23 protein-coding genes are annotated in these 20,944 nt (G+C 59.8%); 9 read left to right on the forward strand and 14 right to left on the reverse strand.

All coding sequences use genetic code 11. From position 1 onward, the window contains the following. Positions 1 to 3 precede the first annotated feature (3 nt). The 5 genes from JAO29_RS13985 (at position 4) to JAO29_RS14005 (ending at position 3,570) form a co-directional block, all read left to right on the forward strand. Positions 4 to 384 (forward strand): hypothetical protein, encoded by a 381-nt coding sequence (locus tag JAO29_RS13985; RefSeq protein ID WP_334268850.1) that lies wholly within the window; start codon positions 4 to 6, stop codon positions 382 to 384. A 143-nt stretch (positions 385 to 527) separates the two neighbouring features. Then, complete coding sequence (locus tag JAO29_RS13990; RefSeq protein WP_334268851.1) at positions 528 to 734, forward strand: hypothetical protein; 207 nt, start codon at positions 528 to 530, stop codon at positions 732 to 734. 75 nt (positions 735 to 809) lie between these two features. After that, the gene (locus JAO29_RS13995) at positions 810 to 1,205 is read left to right on the forward strand and encodes an RNA-binding S4 domain-containing protein (RefSeq protein WP_334268852.1); all 396 of its coding nucleotides are present in this window, start codon (positions 810 to 812) and stop codon (positions 1,203 to 1,205) included. A 280-nt stretch (positions 1,206 to 1,485) separates the two neighbouring features. Further along, a complete protein-coding gene (locus JAO29_RS14000) occupies positions 1,486 to 2,385 on the forward strand; it encodes a 3-keto-disaccharide hydrolase (RefSeq protein ID WP_334268853.1) in 900 nt (299 codons plus the stop codon). A gap of 249 nt (positions 2,386 to 2,634) precedes the next feature. After that, on the forward strand, positions 2,635 to 3,570 hold the full coding sequence (locus tag JAO29_RS14005) for a catalase family peroxidase (RefSeq protein WP_334268854.1): 936 nt from the start codon (positions 2,635 to 2,637) through the stop codon (positions 3,568 to 3,570). 256 nt (positions 3,571 to 3,826) lie between these two features. Here JAO29_RS14005 and JAO29_RS14010 read toward each other — a convergent pair whose 3' ends face one another. Next, positions 3,827 to 4,696: an aldo/keto reductase gene (locus JAO29_RS14010; RefSeq protein ID WP_334268855.1), complete on the reverse strand. Its 870-nt coding sequence runs from the start codon at positions 4,694 to 4,696 to the stop codon at positions 3,827 to 3,829. Positions 4,697 to 4,860: 164 nt separating this feature from the next. Here JAO29_RS14010 and JAO29_RS14015 point away from each other — a divergent pair, with 164 nt between their 5' ends. Together JAO29_RS14015 and JAO29_RS14020 are read left to right on the forward strand one after the other, a co-directional pair. After that, on the forward strand, positions 4,861 to 5,499 hold the full coding sequence (locus JAO29_RS14015) for a YbhB/YbcL family Raf kinase inhibitor-like protein (protein WP_334268856.1): 639 nt from the start codon (positions 4,861 to 4,863) through the stop codon (positions 5,497 to 5,499). 195 nt (positions 5,500 to 5,694) lie between these two features. Then, the gene (locus tag JAO29_RS14020) at positions 5,695 to 6,279 is read left to right on the forward strand and encodes an outer membrane beta-barrel protein (protein ID WP_334268857.1); all 585 of its coding nucleotides are present in this window, start codon (positions 5,695 to 5,697) and stop codon (positions 6,277 to 6,279) included. Here the strand turns inward: JAO29_RS14020 and JAO29_RS14025 are convergent. The 7 genes from JAO29_RS14025 to JAO29_RS14055 all read right to left on the reverse strand — a co-directional run bounded on the left by JAO29_RS14025 (position 6,276) and on the right by JAO29_RS14055 (position 12,797). Continuing rightward, positions 6,276 to 7,748, reverse strand: coding sequence for a cytochrome P450 (locus tag JAO29_RS14025; RefSeq protein ID WP_442886393.1), 1,473 nt, complete (start codon positions 7,746 to 7,748; stop codon positions 6,276 to 6,278). The genes JAO29_RS14020 and JAO29_RS14025 overlap by 4 nt on opposite strands. A gap of 6 nt (positions 7,749 to 7,754) precedes the next feature. Next, on the reverse strand, positions 7,755 to 8,429 hold the full coding sequence (gene tmk, locus JAO29_RS14030; protein WP_334268859.1) for a dTMP kinase: 675 nt from the start codon (positions 8,427 to 8,429) through the stop codon (positions 7,755 to 7,757). Between the two features lie 368 nt (positions 8,430 to 8,797). Next, the gene (locus JAO29_RS14035; RefSeq protein ID WP_334268860.1) at positions 8,798 to 9,796 is read right to left on the reverse strand and encodes an aldo/keto reductase; all 999 of its coding nucleotides are present in this window, start codon (positions 9,794 to 9,796) and stop codon (positions 8,798 to 8,800) included. 85 nt (positions 9,797 to 9,881) lie between these two features. Next, the gene (locus tag JAO29_RS14040; protein WP_334268861.1) at positions 9,882 to 10,232 is read right to left on the reverse strand and encodes a hypothetical protein; all 351 of its coding nucleotides are present in this window, start codon (positions 10,230 to 10,232) and stop codon (positions 9,882 to 9,884) included. Positions 10,233 to 10,310: 78 nt separating this feature from the next. After that, positions 10,311 to 11,081 carry a response regulator gene (locus JAO29_RS14045; RefSeq protein ID WP_334268862.1) on the reverse strand — a complete coding sequence of 257 codons (771 nt, stop codon included), beginning with the start codon at positions 11,079 to 11,081 and terminating at the stop codon, positions 10,311 to 10,313. A 108-nt stretch (positions 11,082 to 11,189) separates the two neighbouring features. Continuing rightward, a complete protein-coding gene (lpxD, locus tag JAO29_RS14050; RefSeq protein ID WP_334268863.1) occupies positions 11,190 to 12,188 on the reverse strand; it encodes a UDP-3-O-(3-hydroxymyristoyl)glucosamine N-acyltransferase in 999 nt (332 codons plus the stop codon). 33 nt (positions 12,189 to 12,221) lie between these two features. Beyond that, positions 12,222 to 12,797 carry a DUF6982 domain-containing protein gene (locus JAO29_RS14055; protein WP_334268864.1) on the reverse strand — a complete coding sequence of 192 codons (576 nt, stop codon included), beginning with the start codon at positions 12,795 to 12,797 and terminating at the stop codon, positions 12,222 to 12,224. 210 nt (positions 12,798 to 13,007) lie between these two features. Between JAO29_RS14055 and JAO29_RS14060 the strand changes: the two genes are divergently transcribed. Continuing rightward, positions 13,008 to 14,825 carry a CCA tRNA nucleotidyltransferase gene (locus JAO29_RS14060; protein WP_334268866.1) on the forward strand — a complete coding sequence of 606 codons (1,818 nt, stop codon included), beginning with the start codon at positions 13,008 to 13,010 and terminating at the stop codon, positions 14,823 to 14,825. A 60-nt stretch (positions 14,826 to 14,885) separates the two neighbouring features. On the opposite strand, the gene JAO29_RS14065 is transcribed toward JAO29_RS14060, so the two are convergent. The 6 genes from JAO29_RS14065 to JAO29_RS14090 form a co-directional block, all read right to left on the reverse strand. Further along, a complete protein-coding gene (locus JAO29_RS14065) occupies positions 14,886 to 15,155 on the reverse strand; it encodes a hypothetical protein (RefSeq protein WP_334268867.1) in 270 nt (89 codons plus the stop codon). Positions 15,156 to 15,220: 65 nt separating this feature from the next. Further along, positions 15,221 to 15,994 carry a cytochrome c oxidase subunit 3 gene (locus tag JAO29_RS14070; RefSeq protein WP_334268868.1) on the reverse strand — a complete coding sequence of 258 codons (774 nt, stop codon included), beginning with the start codon at positions 15,992 to 15,994 and terminating at the stop codon, positions 15,221 to 15,223. Between the two features lie 284 nt (positions 15,995 to 16,278). Next, positions 16,279 to 17,238: a hypothetical protein gene (locus JAO29_RS14075; RefSeq protein ID WP_334268869.1), complete on the reverse strand. Its 960-nt coding sequence runs from the start codon at positions 17,236 to 17,238 to the stop codon at positions 16,279 to 16,281. A gap of 52 nt (positions 17,239 to 17,290) precedes the next feature. After that, the gene (locus JAO29_RS14080; RefSeq protein WP_334268870.1) at positions 17,291 to 18,082 is read right to left on the reverse strand and encodes a tyrosine-protein phosphatase; all 792 of its coding nucleotides are present in this window, start codon (positions 18,080 to 18,082) and stop codon (positions 17,291 to 17,293) included. A 41-nt stretch (positions 18,083 to 18,123) separates the two neighbouring features. Continuing rightward, positions 18,124 to 18,822, reverse strand: coding sequence for a phosphoribosylformylglycinamidine synthase subunit PurQ (purQ, locus tag JAO29_RS14085; RefSeq protein ID WP_334268871.1), 699 nt, complete (start codon positions 18,820 to 18,822; stop codon positions 18,124 to 18,126). 152 nt (positions 18,823 to 18,974) lie between these two features. Beyond that, complete coding sequence (locus JAO29_RS14090; RefSeq protein WP_334268872.1) at positions 18,975 to 20,306, reverse strand: alpha-amylase family glycosyl hydrolase; 1,332 nt, start codon at positions 20,304 to 20,306, stop codon at positions 18,975 to 18,977. Positions 20,307 to 20,461: 155 nt separating this feature from the next. On the opposite strand from JAO29_RS14090, the gene JAO29_RS14095 reads away from it, so the two are divergent. Further along, on the forward strand, positions 20,462 to 20,941 hold the full coding sequence (locus JAO29_RS14095; RefSeq protein ID WP_334268873.1) for an AI-2E family transporter: 480 nt from the start codon (positions 20,462 to 20,464) through the stop codon (positions 20,939 to 20,941). The last annotated feature ends 3 nt before the right edge of the window (positions 20,942 to 20,944 follow it).

Raw genomic sequence — 20,944 nt, forward strand, 5'->3', positions numbered from 1 at the left:
GGAATGCATGCAGCTCTCAAGTATGTCTGCGTTGTGGCTCTCGCCGGACAGTTTTGCGTCACGGCGGGTGCGACACCTCGAACGGACTGGCGCGTGCAGCAGCCCGTGGTGATTGCTTCTGCTGAGGAGACCGCAGACGGGGCGATGCTCGAGAGTTTGCGCGACGACGTGAATCGTCATCCGGACAACTTCGTTACCTTCACGACCAAGACCGAGGCCAGCCATTTTCTGGAACAGCATGCGGTGGATGCACGGCATGAGACGTTGCAGAGATTGCTGGAGTTGGGTGTGTTGGGGTACTGGCAGGGACGAACGGTCGTCGTCCTTCCGCTTGCGCCCGGAGCAGTGCGCGGCGGTGCGTGGGGAACAGGTAATCTTCGCTAGGCCTTTGTGTGTGAGCTCTTGAGTTTCGATCCATGAGACAGACTGTGCCCCGCCCACGTTTTTCGGTGCCGAGATCGATGAGCGAGAGATGCGTAAGTTGACCGGTCTTGCTGTTGCAGGGCAAAGATGGAAGGATCGTTGGTATGAGCAAGCGGGTGACTCTGGCGCAGAGGGCGATGTCGAGCCTGCCGATCTTCTGTGTCATGGTGGTCATACTCTGGCGGGCTCACTGGATCAGCAGGGGTGCGGCGATTGCGATCTTCCTCGTGAGCCTGATTCCGCTGGCGGCGGCGAAGGCGTTTCTGATGCTGCGTGAGAGGGAAGAGCGTGAGGAACCCCTGGACCGTTGAGGGCGCGCAAGCGTGTGGGTTCAAACTGGGGGCGGCGCAGGTTTATAAGGACGTCCCTCGTAGGAAAATAGAGCGATGACCTCGGTGCGGATGGACAAATGGCTGTGGGCGGCGCGGTTCTTCAAGACACGTGCGCTGGCGTCGAAGGCGTGTGAGCTGGGACGAGTGGACTGGAAGAAGGGCGAGATCGCATGGCAACCGGCGAAGCCGTCGCGCGAGGCTCATGTAGGCGAGATGCTGCGGGTGAAGAACGACTCCGGCGAGTTTGCCATTGAGGTGCTGGGATTGAGCGATGTGCGCGGCCCGGCGGCGGTGGCGCAGGGTCTGTATCGCGAAACGGATGAGAGCAAGGCGGCACGGGCTGCGGTGCTGGAGGCGAAGAAGGCAGTGCCGGTGTATGAGTCGACGTGGGAGAGCGGACGGCCGACGAAGCGGGACCGGAGGGTGATGAGCCGATTACGGGGCCGGTAGGGGGCGCGAGTCTGGGGGTGGAGAGCGGCAGGACGTGTGGGTATATGGAAGGAACCGGAGATCCTTCGACTGCGCTCCTCGCGATGAAGCTGCGAGAAGCTTCGCTCAGGATGACACCTTTTTGGGGTGGCGAGTGAGTGGGGAGATGCCGAGAGTCTGGTGATGGCAGCGCGGATGTTGACTGCGCGCGAACTTTTCTCAGACCTGTCGCCAAACAAGTTCTTTTGCGGCTAAACTTTCCGTGGTTTTGAAACGTCTCAATTTTAAAGGTCTGAAAGTCATGCCAATGTTCTCTCCATTTCGTCGAGCCGGTCTCGTTCGTTCCTGCGTGTGTGCCGCTGCAGTCTTCTGCGTTCTGCCGATGGCAGGTGCGCAGGAGGTTCCGCCAGCGCTGGTTTCGCCGCCTGCGCGGCCTCCGGTGACCGGGCCGAACGGGGAGAAGCTGCCGGGCATGCCGAAGTTCCATGATCCGGCGCCGTATGACATCGATGAGCATACGGGGTACAAGGAGATCTTCGATGGTAAGACGTTCAACGGATGGGATGCGGACCCGAGCATCTGGCGCGTGGAAGACGGGATGATGATCGGCGAGACGTACGAGGGTAAGCCGAAGGGCAACAACTACATCGTCTATCGCGGCGACAAGACGCGGGACTTCGATCTTAAGCTGCAGATGAAGATCGAGAAGGGTGGGGGCGGTGGGATCCAATACCGGAGCGTGACGGGAGAGCCGTGGACGCGACCGCAGCCGAAGGGTGTGCCTCCGTACGACCTGAAGTTCATGATGACGGGACCGCAGGCGGACTTCTGGTTTCCGGTGACGGCGACGTCGGCCAACCACACGGGGCAGTGGTACTCGGAGAACACGATGCAGGGGATCCTGGCGTATCGCGGGCAGGTGACGCAGGCGTTGCCGGGGCAGCCGAACCGGCTGGTGGCGAACATCCGCGATAAGCAGGCTCTGGGCGGCTATGTGAAGGTGAATGAGTGGAACGACTATGAGGTTATCGCGCGCGGTGGCGTGATGATGCACATCATGAACGGGCAGTTGATGGCGGTGTTCATCGATGACAACAAGGACTCGGTGAACAATCAGCCGGGACTGATCGGGTTTGAGATCGAAAGTCAGCCGTCGAAGATTTCGGTGCGTGATATCTGGCTGCGGACGTTCGATAAATAGAGGTAGTGGGTGGAACGGGAGCGGAACCGTCTCAGGCCATGCTGTCTGGCGTGGGGCCAATGGTGGTGTGGGACGGTTACGACTCAGTGAAATGCAGGCTGCGGCTGAAAGAGCGCCGCAGGTTTCTGCTACAAATAGGGAACAATCCTTCCGCAGATATGAGAATGAGGCCGGGCTCGGAGCTTTATCCGATGATCCGTTCGCTAGACCACTTCCTCTAACCCCGTTGTGAGATGAAGGAGACCGACGATGCCGCTTCCGAACGATGAGAAGTTGATCGCGCTAAGCGAAGAGATATTGAGTGAGTTCGCAAAGATCTTTGGACCACATCCCGGATTCAGACCGGTGCATGCGAAGGGCATGATGCTGACGGGAACCTTCACGCCTTCGGCAGAGGCGGCGGGGCTGACGCGAGCGCAGCATGCGGTGCAGGCCTCGACTCCGGTGACGGTGAGGTTTTCGGACTCGACGGGGCTCCCACTGGTTCCAGATAACGATGCTAATGCGGACCCGCGCGGGATGGCGATCCGGTTCAACCTGGCCGAGCATGTTCACACGGATATCGTGGCGCACTCGGCGAATGGGTTTCCGGCGACGGACGGCAGGGAGTTCCTGGAGTTTCTGCGGGAGGTGACGCAGGAGGATAAGGCGAAGGTCCAGGAGTTTGTGGGGAGCCATCCGAAGGCGCTAGCGTTTGTGCAGGCGATTACTCCCCTGCCAGCAAGCTTTGCCCAGGAGAAGTACTTCGGGCTGACGGCAATGAAGTTCACGAACAAGGACGGCGTGAGCAGGTATGGGCGATACACGATCGCTCCCGAGGCTCCAGAGGAACACCTGAGTGCGGAAGAGGCAGCAGCGAAGGGCGAGAACTATCTCTTCGAAGAGTTGACGGAGCGGGTAGGCAAGGGAACGATCCGGTTCAAGCTGACGGTTCAGGTTGCGGAAGATGGAGACGTGGTGAACGATGCCACCGTTCACTGGCCGGAGGATCGGAAGGTAGTCGAGTTAGGAACGATTGAACTGAAAGAGCTGGTGGCGGACGATGCGCAGGAACAGAAGAAGATCATCTTCGATCCGATTCCGCGCCTGGACGGGATTGAGCCTTCGGAGGATCCTCTGCTGGAGCTGCGGGCGGCGGTGTATCTGATCAGTGGACGCAGGCGGAGGGCAGCGCCGGCGGAGTAGATGGGAGAGGCGGACCGCAGATCCTTCGACTTCGCCCCTTCGTGGCTGCGCTCAGGATGACAAGCTCAGGTGGCGAGTGAGATTGCTTCAATGGTGTGGGTGGGTGTGGTTCGAGCTTCGCTCGAATGCCCCTTAGGCGCGATGGAAACTGCGCCGAAGATGGGGCAGGCCGGCTGTCGCATCCGCTGGAGCAGAGCTTAGGGCGAGGAAGTTTATGAGAGGCCGTTCCGTGTGGTGTTCACGCGGTGGTGACTTCTTATGCGGCGGCGATTTTGCGTGTGAGGTCGTCCTGCTGCTTGCGGGATTCGGCGCCGATGGTGAAGGCGTCGAGCACGCCAGTGGAGAGGGCGTAACGGATGGCTTCGGCGGGGCGGTCGCGGAGGTCTCCCTGGCCGAGGATCTTCATGCCGACGATGCCTTTGCCTTCGGCGCGCATCTTTTTGATCTCCTTGATGACAACGGAGGGGTCTGCGTCCATGTGGGAGCCGATGGGATTGAGGCGCACGAGGTCGATCTCAACCCAGGGGGAGGCGGCGGCGGCGCGAAGTGCCTCGATGGTGTGGCAGGAGCAGCCGTGGGCGCGGATGACGCCCTTCTGTTTCGCCTCGGAGAGGACGTCCATGGCGCCGCGATAGCGTGTGGTCCAGTCGCCTTCGGTGACGCAGTGAATGAGGACGATGTCGATCATGTCGGTGCCGAGCTCGCGGCGGTAGCGGTCGAGGTCGCGGCGCAGGCCGGCGGCGCTACGAGTGTCGGACTTGGTCATGATGACGACCTTGTCGCGCGGGAGTTGCTTGACGGCGTCGCGGACGTTGGGATGCGAACCGTAGGAGTCGGAGGTGTCGAAGAAGCGCAGGCCGTTGTCGTTGTAGCCATCGAGAAGCAGGCGGGTGAACGGATTTGAGCCGAGGCGCGTCTGGTTGGAGGCTCCGCCGAAGCCGATGGTTCCGGTGCCCATGGCGAGGCGCGAGGTGCGGATTCCGGTCTTGCCGAGGACGACCTCATCCTGAGCCGTCACTTTTTGCGAGAGCGGTTCCAGCCCAAGCAAGGCGGCGGAGGAGTTGCTTGCGAGCCAGGCCGCCCCGAGGCCTTTGGCGGAACGGCGAAGGAAGTCTCTCCTGAGCATGGCAGCACCTCACTTGCGGGTTAAGATACGCCGCGGCGCTCGCAGGTGGCTACGGATGGCGGTAAATTTTCGATGAGGTTTGTGATGGGGAGCAGGGAAGCTGCGGAATCGGTTCAGCACATCCAACCGGGAGAACGTATGGTGGTACGGAGGAGGTGGTCTGGATGAAACTGACGAGCAACAGCTTCAAGGACGGCGCTGCAATTCCCGGAGAGTTTGCCTTTGCGGTGCCGGATGCCAAGAATCATGTGGCCTTGAGCAAGAACCGCAATCCGCAGCTGGCGTGGAGCGATGTGCCGGAGGGAACGGAGTCGTTCGTGCTGATCGTGCACGATCCCGATGTGCCGAGCAAGGGCGATGACGTAAACAAGGAAGCCAGAGAGGTCCCGGCCGATCTGCCGCGGGTGAATTTCTTTCACTGGATTCTGCTTGATCTTCCTGCGGATGCGAGGGAGATTGCTGCGGGAAGCCAGAGCGATGGAGTTACGGCGCATGGGAAGCGGGGGCCTGCGGCTCCGGGCGGATTGCGGCACGGCATCAACAACTACACAGAGTGGTTCGCGAGCGATCCGGAGATGGAAGGGGACTACTACGGCTACGATGGGCCGTGCCCTCCGTGGAACGACTCTATCCTTCACCACTACATCTTCACGCTGTATGCGCTGGATGTGGACAGGATCGAGGTGGACGGCCATCTGACGGGCGATAACGTTCGCGGCGCGCTCGAAGGTCACGTGCTGGCAGAGGCGAAGCTGACCGGAACCTATACGCTGAATCCGCGGGTGGCGGAGAAGAACGCCTAGTGGGGTGCGAGATTCCGCACCGCGCGCGATGTTTCTGAGGTTTTCGAGGGGTGAGGACGCAATGATGGTCCCGCCCCTTTCGCCTTAATGACGACTTTTTCGCGCTGCGGTGTACTGAAGGCCGTTACGCTCGATACACTTGAGTGCATACAAAGCGTTTCGTAAAACCCTTCCGAAAAACAAGGACTCTTGTAGATGAAATGGTTGTTCGCAGTTGTGCTCTCGGCATTGTTTCTGATTCCTGTCACCTCTCAGGCGCAGGTTGGTATCTATGTGAACCCGGTTGCGATTCGAGTGAGCAACTCGCAGGCGGATTCCGGACCCTTCGCGTTCCTCGGTGAGGGCACAAAGTCGCGAACCTTCTGGGGCGTAAACATGGGCGGGTACTATGACCGTTACCATGGCAAGAGCGTGGATGTGGGATTCGATCTGCGGGATACGGTCGTCTCTGCGAACAACGCCCGGTTGAACAACTTCCTGGTGGGCGTACGTGTGGTCGCGAAGAACCTGTCGCCGTCGTGGCGTCCTTACGTGCAAGTTTCCGGAGGCGTTGGAACGAGCAGGGCGCCCCATACGTCGATCAGCGTGAGCAGAGCAACGTACGGAGTGTTTGCGGGAGCGGACTACAGACTCGCCCGGCATATCGATCTCAAGGTAGCTGAGATCGGCTACGGCTCCCTGACGACGATGAGCAGCGCTGCCATCGGAAATACGACAGCGAGCTATCCGAGCTCGCACCTCTTACAGATAACGGCAGGGCTGGTCTGGCGGTTTCGTTAGTTCCGCTCCCTTGCCGACAGCCGCATCATGAGGGGGTTACGCGGACGAAGGGTGATCTTCGCCTGCGGGACCGGTGGAGCGGAGTCGAGGTAGGTCATTCGCCAGCGTGAGGCGATGGTTGCAATGGCAAGCACGCCTTCCATCCAGGCGAAGCTCTCTCCGATGCATTGACGCGAGCCGGCACCGAAGGGGAAGTAGGCGAAACGCGGCCGGGCGGCCTTTGCTTCCGGGGTGAAGCGGTCAGGGTCGAACCGGAGCGGGTCGGGGTAGATCTCCGGCGTGCGACTGATGATGTACTGGCTCATAAAGAAGTGAGCTCCGGGCGGAATACAGTAGGGGCCGAGAGTCACAGACCTGGTAGACAGCCTTCCCATGGCCCAGGCCGGAGGATAGAGGCGCATGGACTCCGCGAAGACCTGCTCGGTGTAGCGGAGCGCCGGATAGTCGGCGAGTGTGGGGAGCCGGTGGGAGACGGATGGCGGAAGGGACGCAGATCCCTCCACTTCGCTTCGCTCCGGTCGGGATGACACCTGCGATGGCATGTCATGGCTAGTGCCAAGGACCTGATCGAGTTCGGCATGCAGCCTGGCTTCGGCCTCCGGATTTTGGGAGAGCAGGTACCAGGTCCATGCGAGAGCGTTGGCTGTGGTCTCGTAGCCCGCGAGAAAGATGGTGAGCACCTCGTCCCGGATCTGCTCATCGGACATTCCCGTGTGCTGACCGGAGGCGTCGGCCTGTTCGTCGCGGCTGCTGATCAGCATGGAGAGGAGATCTCCCCTGTCGACGCCGTGGCGTTTGTGCTCGGCGATAAGGCGATTGACGACCTTGTCCAGCCTCGCCTTGGAGCGACGGAACTTCATGACTCCAGGAATGGGCAGGTGGAGCACGCTCTCCATACGGGGAAAGGCGATGAGGAAGTGGTAGAGGTCCATGATGCTGTTGACCTCGTCGTTGATGCGGCGGATATCGTCTGTGACCTCAGTGTTGAAGAGGGTGCGGGCGACGATCTCGAGCGAGAGTGCCATCATGGCGGCGGAGATGTCGATGGACTGCTGATCCTTCCAGGTGTCGGCGTGATGCGATGCGCTGGCGACGATCTCTTCCGCGTAGGCGGTGATGCGCTGGCGATGGAAGGCCGGGGCGACGATGCGTCGCTGCCGGATATGGATAGGATCGTCCGAGGTGATGAGGCCTTCTCCGAGGAGAATCTTCATCCTGCGGACGGTTCGCTCTTTGACGAAGGAGGATGCCTGGGTGACGAGGACCTCGCGGATGTATTCCGGATCGTTGAGGAAGATGATGGGTGTTCCCATGAAGCGATAGTGCGCGATGGGCCCATAGGTCCGGTGGAGGTACTCGAAGAGGCGGATGGGCTCGCCGAGCTTTACCCACGGTTTGAACGCATAAAAATGAAGCGGGTGGGGAAGTCCGGGGGGCAACCTCCACTTTCTGTCTTTTGAATGCTTCATTGGGTTTTAGATGACTGGAGCGGGAATGCGCAGCGAGACGATCTCACGAATGTGGGTCTCGATCTGCACAATGGAGGCGTCCTCGCGCAGTGCGACGACGCGCTGCGGCTCGCGGGATGCGATGACTTCGTAGGCACGATAGATACGTTGGTAGAAGGCGTCATCTTCGCGTTCGAAGCGATTCTCGTCGGTGCCTTTTTGTTGAACGTGGCGCTGATTGCGGCGGCGGGCACGGCGAAGCGATGCCTCCAATGAGGGAAGCAGCAGAATTGTGAGGTCGGGCTGCAGGTTGTCGCAGACCGCGCGATGCATGGCAAGGATGCGCTCGGAGCCAAGCTCGCGCCCGGCTCCCTGGTAGGCTTCTGACGAGTCGGTGTAGCGGTCGCAGAGAACGATGGCCCCGGAGTCGAGTGCGGGAAGGATGATCTCGTGGATGGATTGGGCGCGGTCGGCGAACATCAGCGCCATCTCCGAGAGGGGAGCGATGGCTCCCAGAGTGGCCTCGGAACGGGAGTCGAGCAGGATGGAACGGATGCGGTCTCCAAGGGCGGTTCCGCCGGGCTGACGCAGCGTGACGACCTTGTGCCCTTCAGACTGAAGCGACGCAGCGAGCCGGCGTAGCTGGGTGGTTTTGCCGGAACCATCGAGGCCCTCGAAGGTGATGAAGTAACCGCGTGACATAGGGACAGGATAGCAGCGGCAGAAGAGTAAATACCTCAATGGAAAGAGTAAGGCAGCGCCGGCTTGCCCGTGGCGGACGGAAGGCATCCAACCACAGAGACGCCGATTGATGAGGCTGGAGGTAAAGCGCTGATGCTGACATTCGTAGGATTAGGTTTCGCGGTCGTCCTGATTCTGGTGGCATTTTTCATGTATTCGTCGCGCAACAAGAAGGCGCCGCCGTCGCCAAACGATATAACAGCGACAGACAGGGCAAGAGATCCGGATAGAAAACGCGCGGGCGGCACAGGAGAAGACTAGACGTTGTCGAGACGGTAGACGCCAGCGGTTCCAGTCTGCGAAAGGTCCGCTGGCGTCTTGGTGCAGGACTACCGGGAGCGATCGATCGACTGCAGGCTGGCGGGAGCGTAGCGGTCGCCCACGACCTCGTTCAGCGGGACGGCGGCTTCCAGTTCCTGGACCTCTTCCGCGGTGAGTTTGATCTCTGCTGCCGCGGCGTTTTCTTCCAGATACTTTCTGCGTTTTGTGCCGGGAATCGGAACGAGATCCTCGCCCTTGGCCAGGACCCATGCAAGGGCGAGCTGACCGGGCTTGACGCCTCGGCGTTCGGCGATGATGCGGACGCGGTCGACGAGAACCTGGTTCCTGTCCAGATTTTCGCCTTCGAACCTTGGGTAGCGCTGGGCGCGGAAGTCTCCTGCGCCGAGGTCGCTCGGCTTGGTGATGGTTCCTGTAAGGAACCCACGACCCAGCGGAGAGTAGGGGACGAAGCCGATGCCGAGTTCCCGAACCGTCGGCAGGATCTCGTCTTCGACGTGGCGCTCCCATAGGGAGTATTCGGACTGAAGCGCGGTGATGGGGTGGACCTTGTGGGCGCGGCGGATGGTGGCGGGAGAGGCCTCGGACAGGCCGAGATACTTGACCTTGCCCGCTGCTACAAGCTCAGCCATGGCACCGACGGTCTCTTCGATCGGGACTTCGGGATCGACGCGGTGCTGATAGTAGAGATCGATGTACTCGATGCCGAGCCGCTTGAGCGACGCGTCGCAGGCAGATTTGACGTACTCCGGCTTGCCGCTGATCTGCCAGAAGGCCGGATCGTCTTTCCTGCGAACATGGGCGAATTTGGTGGCGAGGAAGACCTCGTCGCGGCGCGAGCGGATAGTGCGGCCGATGAGTTCTTCGTTGTCACCGATGCCATAGGTATCTGCCGTATCGAGGAAGTTGATGCCGAGGTCGAGTGCGCGAAGGATTGTGGCGGCGGATTCTTCATCGTTGCGCTCGCCGTAAAACTCACTCATTCCCATGCAGCCGAGCCCCATGCGTGAGACGACTGCACCCTGTGAACCAAGTTTAACTTTTTCCATGCTCATGTCTGGTTAGATGGCCGGGTCTCGAACGACGCTGCACTTTCCTGGCAGACGATGAAGCCTTGCTGGGACGGGCTCTGCGTTAGTGGATGGCGGTGTTGTTCTGCCACTTCGTTCCGGAGGGCTCAACGACGATGTGGAGCGGTCCTTCGGCGCCCTCCTTGATCTCGGGGCCGTTGGATTTCTGTTCCTTGTTGGCAGCGTCGGTATAGGTGAGCGTGAGCTTGCCCTCGCCGAGAACCTTGAACCGGTAGTGGAAGTCGGCGCCCGGATCGAGGGCCTGGGTTCCAAAGCTCGCACTGGGGTAGTCGACTTCGATGAGTTCAAGGCGCTGGGAGGTTCGGTTCGAGACGGTCGCTTCAACGAAGGCTGAGTGACAGCCGACGAAGAGGAGCACAGGAAGCAGCGCAAGAGAAGCGCGAAGAAGACGCATACAGATTAAGCGTAACAGCCATGTACGCGGTAAGGCGTAGCGGAGGGTGTACCTCGGGCCGCCGAGTGCGACTGGCAATCAGATGAACGGGGAAGAGCGTTCGAGAATGCGTGCGGTAAGCACGACTCCGGTGCGGGCATCGTGGAGCGTGATTGGAAAGGCCAGAACGCTCCAGGTTACGTTCTGCTCACCGTGACGGGGAAGCGCAAGGAGGCCGCGACGGGTGCGGTCGATATAGGTCTCGCGAGTGAGTGCGACGGTGCGAAGGACATCGCGCCAGTCGCGCATCAGGGTGGGCATCTCATCGAAGACGCAGCGCCCGGGAAACCAGTCGCGGGTCTGACCGAGATACTCCGCCGCGCTCTCGTTGCAGTAGAGCCATACGCCGTGATCATCGAAGATCTGTACGAGGACGTCGGACCCGATTGCGAGCGAGATTCGCGAGTAGAAGAAGTCGCGGGCATCGACGACAACAGGGGCTCCGAGGCGCTTGGCTTTGAGCGCGTTGAGAGCGGAGAGCAGGTCTTCGATGGAGCTGTAGCCCTTGAGGAGATGCATGTCCTCAGCGCCGCCGAAGTGACGCTCGAGAGTGGCCGAGAGGATGATGATGGGAACCTGGGGGCGGCTGCGGCGGAGATGTGTGGCTACTTCCGTGCCAAAGCGGCCTGAACCCAGGTGATAGTCGAGTACCGCGATATCGATGTCGTTGAAGGCCTCGGTCGCCTCCTCGATGGTGGAGGCGGGCACACAGCTGTAACCATGCTGCCGCAGAATGGCGGTGCGTAGATGAAGATTCGCAGGCTCATCATCGAGCAGTAGAACGCGAACATCATGGGCAGTTTTGGACACACCTGTCGTACTGTTCTCGGGCGGCTCAGCCATCACTAGGGCGTTGGATGCAAAAGTTTACAATCAGGTCGCGCAGCCTTCGGGTTTTTTGCCCTCTGGCTAGTTCGATCAGGGTTTTGAAGCGGAACGGATACCCCGCAACAACTCGGGGAGACGATTTACGAGCGCAACAACGCGGAGCCATTGACGATTATCAATGGCAGGATAGCCGCTGACAACTTTACCTGGTTCCACGTCGCCAGGGATTCCACTCTGCGCGGTGGCAATGGCACCGTCGCCGACGGTGCAGTGACCCGCGACTCCAACCTGGCCGGCGAGAATGACTCCTTTGCCGATGGTGGTCGAGCCGGCGAGCCCAACCTGTGCGCAGAGAAGGGTGTTCGCTCCGACAGTGGAGCCGTGCCCCACCTGGACCAGGTTGTCGACCTTGACCCCGGGGCCGATGTGGGTCTCGCCGATGGAGGCACGATCGATGCAGGCGTTGGCCTGGATCTCGACGGAATCCTCGAGCACGGCAGGGCCGGACTGGAGAATCTTGTACCAGCTTCCATCGCTGCGGCGAGCAAATCCAAAGCCGTCAGCCCCGACGACTGCGCCGTTCTGGAGGATGACATGGTCGCCTAACCGACAGTTCTCCCGGACAACGGCATGGGCGTGGAGGAAGAGATGGTGTCCCGCCTGGACATGCGAATAGATGACGGCATGGGGAAGAATGACGGCATTGTCGCCGATCGTCACGTTATCTCCAATGACAACATAGGCTCCAATGTGAGCGTTGGCCCCGATCTTTGCCGAGGGAGAGATGACTGCGGTCGGATGAATTCCGGGAGGGTAGACAGGGGGCTGGTAGAAGATCTCGATCGAGCGGGCGAAGGCCAGGTACGGGTTGACGATGCGGAGGGTGGCTGCCGAGATTTCGGCAAAGTCCGGCTCGACGAGAACGGCTGAAGCTTTGGTGGTTCGGGCCAGGGCGGAGTATTTAGGATTCGCCACGAAGGTCAGGTCGCCGGGGCCAGCCGTTTCGATAGAGGCGACTCCCGTAATTGCGGTCGAGGGATCCCCCCGAAGGGCAGCTCCAAGATGCTGGGCGAGATCGGCGAGCTTCATGGACGGATTCTACAGCGAGGCAGAGCCTTGGTTTCAGTTGGGCCTGCTGTCGGAGGGCAGCGCCCGGAAGAGATCCTCCTGCAGGGAGGAGGTTGAGCCACCGGGAAGAGGTTTCTTGCGGGAGGGGGTGGTGATGACGGCCAGGAGCTGGAGGTCCGAGATCGAGGCGCGCGGGATGTAGATGCGCTGGGTGTTAGACCGGACATCGGGAGGGATAAGAAAGAGCCCGGCGTCGTTGAGGGCGTCGTCGAGCAGGTTAAGGTCCAGAGGAGCCAGACCTTCGAACTGTTCGGGCTCGCTGGCGGGCGTCGCCTGACCTCGGAACGAGAGCCGGAGCCAGAGGCCCTCTGTACGAGGACGGGCGAGGAAGGTGCGGCGGGTGAGGCGTTCGGGGTTAACCGTGTCGCCAAGATTGAAGTCGCGGACGTAGCAGATATGTTTTATCTCGGCCAGACTGATTGAAAGGACCCGACCTGAGAGATCCAGCAGATCGAGGACCCGCTCTTTGTCTCCCGCCCGGAGCCGGACAAAGCCAGAGAGCGGCAGATAGCCTGGCAGCGTATCGCCGTGAAGGCGTCGTACGATCACTTTTTTGTGTGCCGAGGACATGATTTCCTTTCCGCGGATTGTCGCACGCCGGGCGCGGGTTATACCGAAAAAGGTGCCATAAGAGTAGTCAATTTACTACCGCTGTGTTACATTCACCTTTTGTGTCTCGGTATTGAGACCATTCTAAACGATTGATTTCCTGTGGCTTAGGTAAGCCAGCTAGAACGGGAAGTCACGTTTAAGACCGGCTTTGGAGCGAATGCAACCGATATGGCCGATTACATTTACCTTTTGGAGAACCGTCTCTCAAAAGCGCAGCGAGACGCACTTGAGAAGGTACGGGAACTTGCACGTTCCAAAGGACTTACGATTTTCCTGGTGGGCGGGGCCGTCCGCGATCTTACGAGTGGCTCCCCGGTGCGGGACCTTGATGTAGTTCTTCAAGGGAACGCTGTCAAGTTGAAGAAAGAAATAGAGAAAATTGGCGCGACCCTCTCCGGCGAATCCGAGGGAACCCAGTCACTGTTCGTGGAATTCCCCGGCAACGTACGGATGGAGATCGGCTCGACTCTGTCGGTAACGTATCCAAAGCCGGGTAAGCCGGTTTACAAGGCGGCCACTATTCTGGACGACCTCCGCCGTCGTGATTTCACGGTGAACGCCATGGCTCTCTCGCTGAACGAGGGGTCGTATGGTCTGCTGATGGACCCCCTGAATGGGGTCGCCGATATCGAGAACCGCGAGCTCCGGCTGGTGAGCAACTACGGATTCATTGAGGACCCGGTCAGGATGATCCGGGCGGTTCGGCTGATGGCCCGTCTCGGCTGGCAGATGGACGAGCGTACGCGCGGCCGCTATGAGACCGGCAAGGAAGAGGGATACATCTCGGCGATGTCGGACTGGCAGCGCGGCTACGAGACGGCTGAGATCTTCCAGGAGGAGGATCCCCTGCGGGTGCTGGGTCGCCTCGAGTCGGAAGGCTGGATGAAGCACCTGAATCCGGCTGTCTCGATGAGCAAGGCCAATGTGGCGGAGCTTGAAAAACTGCGGGAAGCCCAGATGCAGCTCCAGATCCATGGCATTCATGCGGAGGCTGCGGCGGCGAACTTCCCGCTGCTGACCGCCAAGATGGCCCCCAAGGACGTGGCGGCACTCAAGAGCAGCTTTGTGCGACAGGGCTTTGTGAGGGAGATCGACAGTCTCGAAGCCGCCGGCAAGGCCTTCGCCGCTCAACTCTCAGGCAAGGAAGCTGCGACTCCTTCGCAGGCGTGGAAGCTGTTGCACTCGGCGTCTCCGGTTGCCATCCTGTGGGCTGCACATCACTCAAAGGGTGCGGGAGTCCAGAACAAGCTGAAGAGCTTCTATACCGACTGGCCGCAGGCAAGGCAGAAGATTCCCTATGCGCTGATGCAGGAGATGCGCATCACATCCGACCTGCCGGGCTACGAGGAACTGGTCGAGAAGCTGTTCTTCGAGTTGATGGACAATCGACTGTCTACGGTCGAGGAACAAAAGGCATTTCTTGAGCCGTACTCTCCGCCTGCGCCACCGCCGCCGGTCAACCTGCGTCGTGCTCGCGGAGGACGCAAAGAGCCCAAGGCGGGCAAAGGAAGAAAGAAGGCTGCGGCGGCACCGGTCGAAGATCTGGAAGTGGCCGCCATGGAATCTGATACCGCCGAGGCAGCGGCTCAGGCTGGCGCCCCTGCCGCCGCCGCTTCCGGAAAGGGTGCGCCGGCGAAGAAGGCTGCGGCCAAGGCGCCCGCTCCGCTCGCTGCTAAAAAGACCGCAGCGCCAGTGGCTGCGGCGAAACCAGTGAAGCAGGCTCCCCCGGCTAAGAAGGCTGCACCTCTTCCAGCCAAGAAGGCTCCGGTGAAGGCGCCAGCGAAGCTGGTCAAGGCAGCGTCCAAGAAGGCTTCGGTCAAGGCAGCTCCGGCCAAAAAGGCTGTGGCGGCAAAGAAGGCTCCCGCCAAAAAACCGGCCCCTTTGAAGAAGACAGCAGCGAAACCGGCCAAGAAGGCCCCCCCGAAACCCGCCGCCAAGAAGCCGTTGCCGAAGACCGCGGCAAAGGCTGGGAAGAAGGGCCGGTAGCTCGAAGAGCAGGCAATTCAAGAAGATCCGCGGCGCTGGCTGCGGATTTTTCTTTTACGACTATTGGTTCCGATAGCTGCGCAGGATCGTAATTACAACCAGGATCACCAGGCCGGCTGAGCTGACCGCAAAGATGCCTTCACAGAGCCGCGTGGTCACCGTGTAGGTTGCGGGTACAGTAGCACCGTGCTGACGGAGCCAGTTTATCGTCTTGGCGATCATGCTGACAGATGCGATGAGCGAGGCGACAAATGTGCAGCCAATGACGAGCCATGCGACTTTAAGACCCGCGCCGGAGCTCGAGGACCGGTTGGCGTCTACACTCTCCACAGCGGAAGTGTACCTCAGAGGCGGCGGGCAGAGGAGGAGGGCGAACGCGAGCGGGTAGCGATGGTCTACTGAAAGAACGCCAGAAGCGCGAACAGGAAGATCCAGAAGAGACCCATGGTGTGCCAGTACCATCCGGTGCAGTCGACCAGGATCTGGCGGGTTTCAAGATTGCGCGAGACGTAGAGCGCGATCAGCGAGGCCCCCAGGGCGCCGATTCCAAGGAAGAGGTGGAGGGCGTGGGTGTAGGTGATTAGGTAGAAGAAGTGGCTGCTGGGATTCGAGGCGAAGAAGACGTGCTGGATCCCGAGCTGTCGCCAGGCCTCCGACTGACCTGCGAGGAAGAGCAGACCAAGGCAGGTCGTGGCGGCGAGCCAGGGCAGAGCGCGGCGGGTGATGGGTTTGCCCAGGCCAAGCCACTCGTCCATGACATCGTTTTCACGGAACATGGTGCGGCGGGCGATCTCCATCGTGACGGAGCTGAGGAGAAGGACGGCGGTATTGAGCCAGAGGATGGGCGGGATCGCAGTCGGGAGCCACTCGTTGATGTAGTGGTTGTACGCGTCGATATGGCTGCTTCCCTGGGCGACGAAGAAGGCGCTCACGATGGCGACGAAGAACATGGTGTCGCCTGCGAGGGCAAAGAAGAGACCTAGACGGGCGCGAGCCAGCTTCTCCCGAGGTCCGCGGCGACCCTGGGGCCGATCGTTCCAGTTGTCATTGTCGCCTCCACCGCCGGTTCGCTTGTCGGTTGGTGGACGACGACCGTGCCCGCTATCGTGATCATCGACGCGGCGTTTTTTCTCCCACTCTGTGTTGATCGGCGTGATGGTGGATGGCATGGTCGCCTCGTTAGGAAATCAGCGTACTGACAGCTTACTCCCGTTTTGCGCCGGGATTGATTCGAAGCTCCACCGGGGGAGAAAGAAAATTTCAGCAAGATTAAGCGGCCCGGCGGTGGCTGGCCCGCAGGTGACCCTTATCCGCTCGGATGCATCCTGGTGGCCCGCGGATGCAAGGCAGGTCCTATTCCGCCGCTGATTCGCAGGAGCTTTCGTGTTCGGCTCCAGGCTGCTCCGGAGCAGAGGCCGAGTTGACCGAAGGTTGAGAGCGCCGGCACGGGGAATTAGTGGCAGAGGTGATGGCGATTGTTATCCCAGCAGCTGAGAATTGCGTTTGCCGTGCTACGAAATTCGGCGGAGCTGGAGGGAGCTGATACGATCTGCGCCAGATGCGCCTTGGCCGAAGCGTAGGCAGGTTGTGAGAAGGTCAGATGGGGTAGTGCCCGAAGCAGTTCCATGCGAACGGCAGGATCCTCGGCGTCCAGAAACAGGAGCAGCCTGTCGTTTAGAGCCGGGTTCTGAGGCTGCGCACGAGCGATGATCTGGATGGTCCAGGAGAGGGATACCGGAGTTTGATCGGGGCGGTTGATGAACCGCAGAATCGCCTGTTGTACCTCTTCCGTATCGTAGCCCTCAGTGATGTTGGACACAGGGTCTCTGTAAAAAGTAGCTCCTGTATTCAGCAACCCCGAGACGGCGTTCGCTCCGACATAGAGCTGGCTTTGAGGCAGTTCGTTTTTTGGCGTTGGAGGAGGCGGGAGCGGCTTCGTACTGCGGGGATCCTCCAGGACCTGAAGAAGAATATGGGAAAGGTCAGCAGAGGGAGGTCGAATAAAGCTCAGTACATTGAACAGGAGCCCGCAAGGCGCGGCGGTAGAGGGATCAAAGAGACGCGGGGCTAGGCGGGAGACATACGGAAGAAGCAGACTTTGACGTTTGGTATCGACCGGTGGATTCGAATCTTCGCCCGGCAGTACGAGGCCAAGAAGTGACAAGATCGCGATAGATCGGGTTCGATCGTCGGGGGATTCCGTTAATTCGATGAGCGCTGGAAGATCGATCTCCACTGTTTGGAGCGGAGCCTTTCCCAGTACTTCCGATAGCTTCAGCCCGGGCTGCGGAGAATTGAGCCGAACTTCTGCGGGAAGGCTGTGAATCAGGCTCGCGAGGTCAGGCGGTGACGGAGAGCCCTGGAACGGAGCGCCGATGCCGAGCCAGGTCATTACGAAGACAGAGATGAGCATTAGTCCGAAGTATATGTTTTCGAGTGTCGGAGCGCTCGTATCTCTGCTGAGGCTAACGTCCTGTCAGACGTTGCCACCAGCTTTTGGGGATCTCGTCCTCATAGAGATCCAGCGCCTCAAGCTGCGGCTGCAGGGGCTTGTTCATAAAGGCGGCCAGGGGATTGGAGACGCAGAGGAGGTGAGCGTAGTCGGAGCCGTACTTCTCAGCGACGAGTTCCATGGCATCCCGCATTCTGGGGGGGCGCGAGGTTACATTGTGGGCATCGGTGGCGAGGAAGTGGACCCAGCGTTTGGACAGCATCTCGTGAGCGATGCGCTGTGCCGTCTTTCCCATCTTTCCCATCACCGAGCCCGCTGTGACCTGCACCAGAACACCGCTTCGCAGCCAATCCTTCACGCGCGAGAGATCTCTTTGCAGCGTAAGGTTTCGCTCCGGGTGTGTGAGAACAGGAATTAGCCCATCCAGCTGCATCTCGTAGAAGACTTCGTTGAGAGCCGGGGGAAGTGCCTGGTCGGGAATCTCGACGAGCAGGTAGCTGCCGCTATTGATGGAAAAGCGGGTGGGATCCTCATGCGCCAGCTGGATGTTGTCGTAGGAGGTATGGAAGTCGCAACCGCGGCCCAGCGTGATGGGAATCCGGCGCTGCTCGAGAAGATGCTGGAGCTCGGTGATCTTTGCGGAGATGGCCTGCGGATCGTAGTCGAAGTAGTCATTCGCATGCGGTGTACAGGCGATGTGAGTGATGCCGTCCGCGGCTGCCATCTGCGCCATCTCAAGCGAGAGCTCTAGGCTCTTTGCGCCGTCGTCCTGATCCCAGAGGAGATGATGATGGATATCAATCATGGATTAAATCGTGGAGCAGCGTCGTCGTAGCGGACAGGGAATTACCGGGCCAGAGTGAGGGATTCGACCATCGAGCGGAAGAGGAGCAGACCGTCGGCAGAGCCGAGAAGGCTCTCGCTGGAGCGGTCGGGATGCGGCATCATGCCGAGCACATTGCGGCCTTCGCTCAGAACTCCTGCGATGTTCTCAAGCGAACCGTTAGGATTTGCGTCCTGTGTGATCTCTCCTGCGGCAGTGGAGTAGCGGAAGGCGATGCGATCCTCGGACTTGAGCTTTGCCAGAGTCTCGGCGTCGCAGAAGTAGTTGCCTTCCATGTGGCCGATGGGCATCTGGAGAACGCGCCCGCGCTCCAGCCCGTGAGTGAAGGGCGAGTCTGCCGTCTCCGTCCGCAGATGGACCTGTTTGCAGATGTAGTGCTGATTGGCATTGCGCATCAGCGCGCCGGGAAGCAGGCCGGACTCGCAGAGAATCTGAAAGCCATTGCAGATGCCGAAGACCAAACCGCCATTTCCGGCGAATTTGATGACGGACTGCATGACGGGAGCGAACTTCGCGATGGCTCCGGTGCGCAGGTAGTCGCCATAGGCGAATCCTCCCGGAATCAGGATCGCGTCGCAGTCTTCAAGATCTTCCGATGCGTGCCAGAGAAAGGTAACTGGCTGCTCGATCAGATTCTCGATGACGTTATAAGTGTCGTGATCGCAGTTGGAGCCCGGAAAGACCAGAACGCCGAATTTCATAGCTTAAGGATAGCATCGGCACGTGTACCGGGACGGGCGTAGCAACACGGGGTCGTGAAGGGAAGGATTCTCTCGTCTGACGAGAAGTTTGGGGTGGAAGGAAAGGGCCGCAACCAGCAGAATGTATCTCTGATTGCGGCCCGGTTCACGGTCTATTCGAAGATCGGAGCATAGACCGCATATCCTCGCGGAGGAGCGGGGAACTCGGCGTTTCCTTGACCATCGGTGGTCCGTTCATCGGGATGAGCGATATCGTGGCCGTCCCATGCGACAGGTCTGAACTTCTGATTGGGCCACTGCGTCTTGACGGAGGTTCCGGACCACTGGTCACCCAGGTTGTTCAGAACGTAGATGCACCCGACCTTTCCTTCGAATCCTCCACGCTGCAGGATGTAGAGGTCCGGGTCTGCATGCAGGATGATGGCCTCGCCGCCGGCATATCTGTGATGCGCGTCAATGAGGGCGTCAATACCATTCGGAGTTCCGGGCCGCGCCAGTCCAAGGTTGTAGTAGTCGTACCAGAAGACACAGGGATAGCCTTCGTTCATCAGGATGAAGGAGTACGCGAGGTTTTTATCGTTGACGATCTCGTTGCCGCCCATGTCGTGGTTATCCACGAAGGTGACAGCATTGAAGGGGCGTGACGCGGCTACTGTGCCTTCATTGGTCAGATTGCGGAGGTCGTACTGAAGGGTGTCGCACATATCCTTCAGCTTGTAGCGAAGGGGAAAGTCGAAGGCGGCGATCTGGTTATCGGTTACGGAGCGTACGCCATCGATCCAGGCGCCGATGTCGTCGGGGCCCGACCAGTACTCTCCAACAACGAATGGCGAGAACTCCTTGCCGTCACGCTCGTAACGATACTTTGCAAGCAGGCCGATTATCCACGCGCCATAGCCCTTTGCAAAGTCAAAACGGAAGCCATCAAAGTCCAGCTCCTCGATGACCATTCGTGCATACTCGAACATCGCAGTGTAGACGCGCGGATTGCGGTGGCACAGATGAGGGAAGCCGGCGAAGTTCTCGCCTTCGATCATCACGCGCTCGTAGCGTGAGGGATGGAAGCAGTTCCAGTCACGTGGAAAACGTCCGGATTTCGGATTGAACTTGGTCCACCGCTTCTCGCCGTCGATCGGATTGACCTCTTCCTCATCCGCGCCGGAGTTGTGGTTGATGACCATGTCGGCGTAGGCTCCGATATTGTTCTGACGCAGGATCTTGATCAAGTTCTCGAGCTCCGCGCGATTTCCGTAGAGGGTTTTCACGCTGCCCTTCTGGTCGAAGTCGCCGAGATCGAAGTAGTCGTAGGGATCGTATCCGGGAGATCGCGCTTCGGCAGCCTTACATATGGGCGGCAGCCAGAAGGCGTTGAAGCCCACCTTGCCGAGCTCCGGAGCTTTTTCCGCAAGATGATTCCACCACTCACCTTCTTTTTCTTCCTTAATAGGACAGTCCCAGTAAAAGGCTTGCATCATAACTGCCATGAATGTGTACTTCCTTTCGTGTCGTGACCGAAGCGTCATTGTGGCAAGGCAGAGGTAGCCCCTGACAGGATGGCCCAGTATTGCGTAGGTTAGTTCTTTAGAGGAGCTTAGAGGTTCTCAAGCGTCTGATGCAGAAGAGGAATGATCGGGTTGGTATGACGACACCGGGCACACCGCAGTCTCCCTTTCGCACCGCAGGCGGCGCGCTGGTCAACTGGTGGCGGGCGGCCACTCTGGATGCGCTGATCGTCGGTGTGCTGTGGTTTGTTGGACTGGAGCTGATCCGGGTTCCGTTTGCACCTTTCTGGGCGCTGCTTGGAGCTGTGCTCCAGATCATTCCAACCTTCGGCGGAATGATTGCGCTGATCGGCCCTGTGCTGTCGGTTGCGTTCGAGGGATCGGATGACTGGTGGCGGCTTGGGCTGGTGCTGGGACTGTACGGATTGATCGCAATCCTTGAAGGTCTGGTGATCGGACCTTACGTGCTGCACAGAACGACGAAGGTTCCGTGGTGGGCGGCTTTTCTCGGACCAATTGTGCTCGGGATTCTGATTCCGTTCTGGGGAGTGTTGCTGGCGCCGCCCTTATTGGCTGTGGTCTTTGCGCTTCGGCAGCGGCGGATCGAGCAGCGATAGGGA

The sequence above is a fragment of the Edaphobacter sp. HDX4 genome (genome assembly GCF_036877565.1).
Taxonomy (GTDB): domain Bacteria; phylum Acidobacteriota; class Terriglobia; order Terriglobales; family Acidobacteriaceae; genus Edaphobacter.

Coding starts and splice junctions, on each gene's coding strand:
- JAO29_RS14025 (WP_442886393.1), bottom strand. CDS start 7,748: ATGAAGCATTCAAAAGACAGAAAGTGGAGGTTGCCCCCCGGACTTCCC.
- JAO29_RS13985 (WP_334268850.1), top strand. CDS start 4: ATGCATGCAGCTCTCAAGTATGTCTGCGTTGTGGCTCTCGCCGGACAG.
- purQ (WP_334268871.1), bottom strand. CDS start 18,822: ATGAAATTCGGCGTTCTGGTCTTTCCGGGCTCCAACTGCGATCACGAC.
- JAO29_RS14090 (WP_334268872.1), bottom strand. CDS start 20,306: ATGGCAGTTATGATGCAAGCCTTTTACTGGGACTGTCCTATTAAGGAA.
- JAO29_RS14060 (WP_334268866.1), top strand. CDS start 13,008: ATGGCCGATTACATTTACCTTTTGGAGAACCGTCTCTCAAAAGCGCAG.
- JAO29_RS13990 (WP_334268851.1), top strand. CDS start 528: ATGAGCAAGCGGGTGACTCTGGCGCAGAGGGCGATGTCGAGCCTGCCG.
- lpxD (WP_334268863.1), bottom strand. CDS start 12,188: ATGAAGCTCGCCGATCTCGCCCAGCATCTTGGAGCTGCCCTTCGGGGG.
- JAO29_RS14055 (WP_334268864.1), bottom strand. CDS start 12,797: ATGTCCTCGGCACACAAAAAAGTGATCGTACGACGCCTTCACGGCGAT.
- JAO29_RS14005 (WP_334268854.1), top strand. CDS start 2,635: ATGCCGCTTCCGAACGATGAGAAGTTGATCGCGCTAAGCGAAGAGATA.
- JAO29_RS13995 (WP_334268852.1), top strand. CDS start 810: ATGACCTCGGTGCGGATGGACAAATGGCTGTGGGCGGCGCGGTTCTTC.
- JAO29_RS14035 (WP_334268860.1), bottom strand. CDS start 9,796: ATGGAAAAAGTTAAACTTGGTTCACAGGGTGCAGTCGTCTCACGCATG.
- JAO29_RS14015 (WP_334268856.1), top strand. CDS start 4,861: ATGAAACTGACGAGCAACAGCTTCAAGGACGGCGCTGCAATTCCCGGA.
- JAO29_RS14020 (WP_334268857.1), top strand. CDS start 5,695: ATGAAATGGTTGTTCGCAGTTGTGCTCTCGGCATTGTTTCTGATTCCT.
- JAO29_RS14040 (WP_334268861.1), bottom strand. CDS start 10,232: ATGCGTCTTCTTCGCGCTTCTCTTGCGCTGCTTCCTGTGCTCCTCTTC.
- tmk (WP_334268859.1), bottom strand. CDS start 8,429: ATGTCACGCGGTTACTTCATCACCTTCGAGGGCCTCGATGGTTCCGGC.
- JAO29_RS14010 (WP_334268855.1), bottom strand. CDS start 4,696: ATGCTCAGGAGAGACTTCCTTCGCCGTTCCGCCAAAGGCCTCGGGGCG.
- JAO29_RS14000 (WP_334268853.1), top strand. CDS start 1,486: ATGCCAATGTTCTCTCCATTTCGTCGAGCCGGTCTCGTTCGTTCCTGC.
- JAO29_RS14075 (WP_334268869.1), bottom strand. CDS start 17,238: ATGCTCATCTCTGTCTTCGTAATGACCTGGCTCGGCATCGGCGCTCCG.
- JAO29_RS14095 (WP_334268873.1), top strand. CDS start 20,462: ATGACGACACCGGGCACACCGCAGTCTCCCTTTCGCACCGCAGGCGGC.
- JAO29_RS14080 (WP_334268870.1), bottom strand. CDS start 18,082: ATGATTGATATCCATCATCATCTCCTCTGGGATCAGGACGACGGCGCA.
- JAO29_RS14070 (WP_334268868.1), bottom strand. CDS start 15,994: ATGCCATCCACCATCACGCCGATCAACACAGAGTGGGAGAAAAAACGC.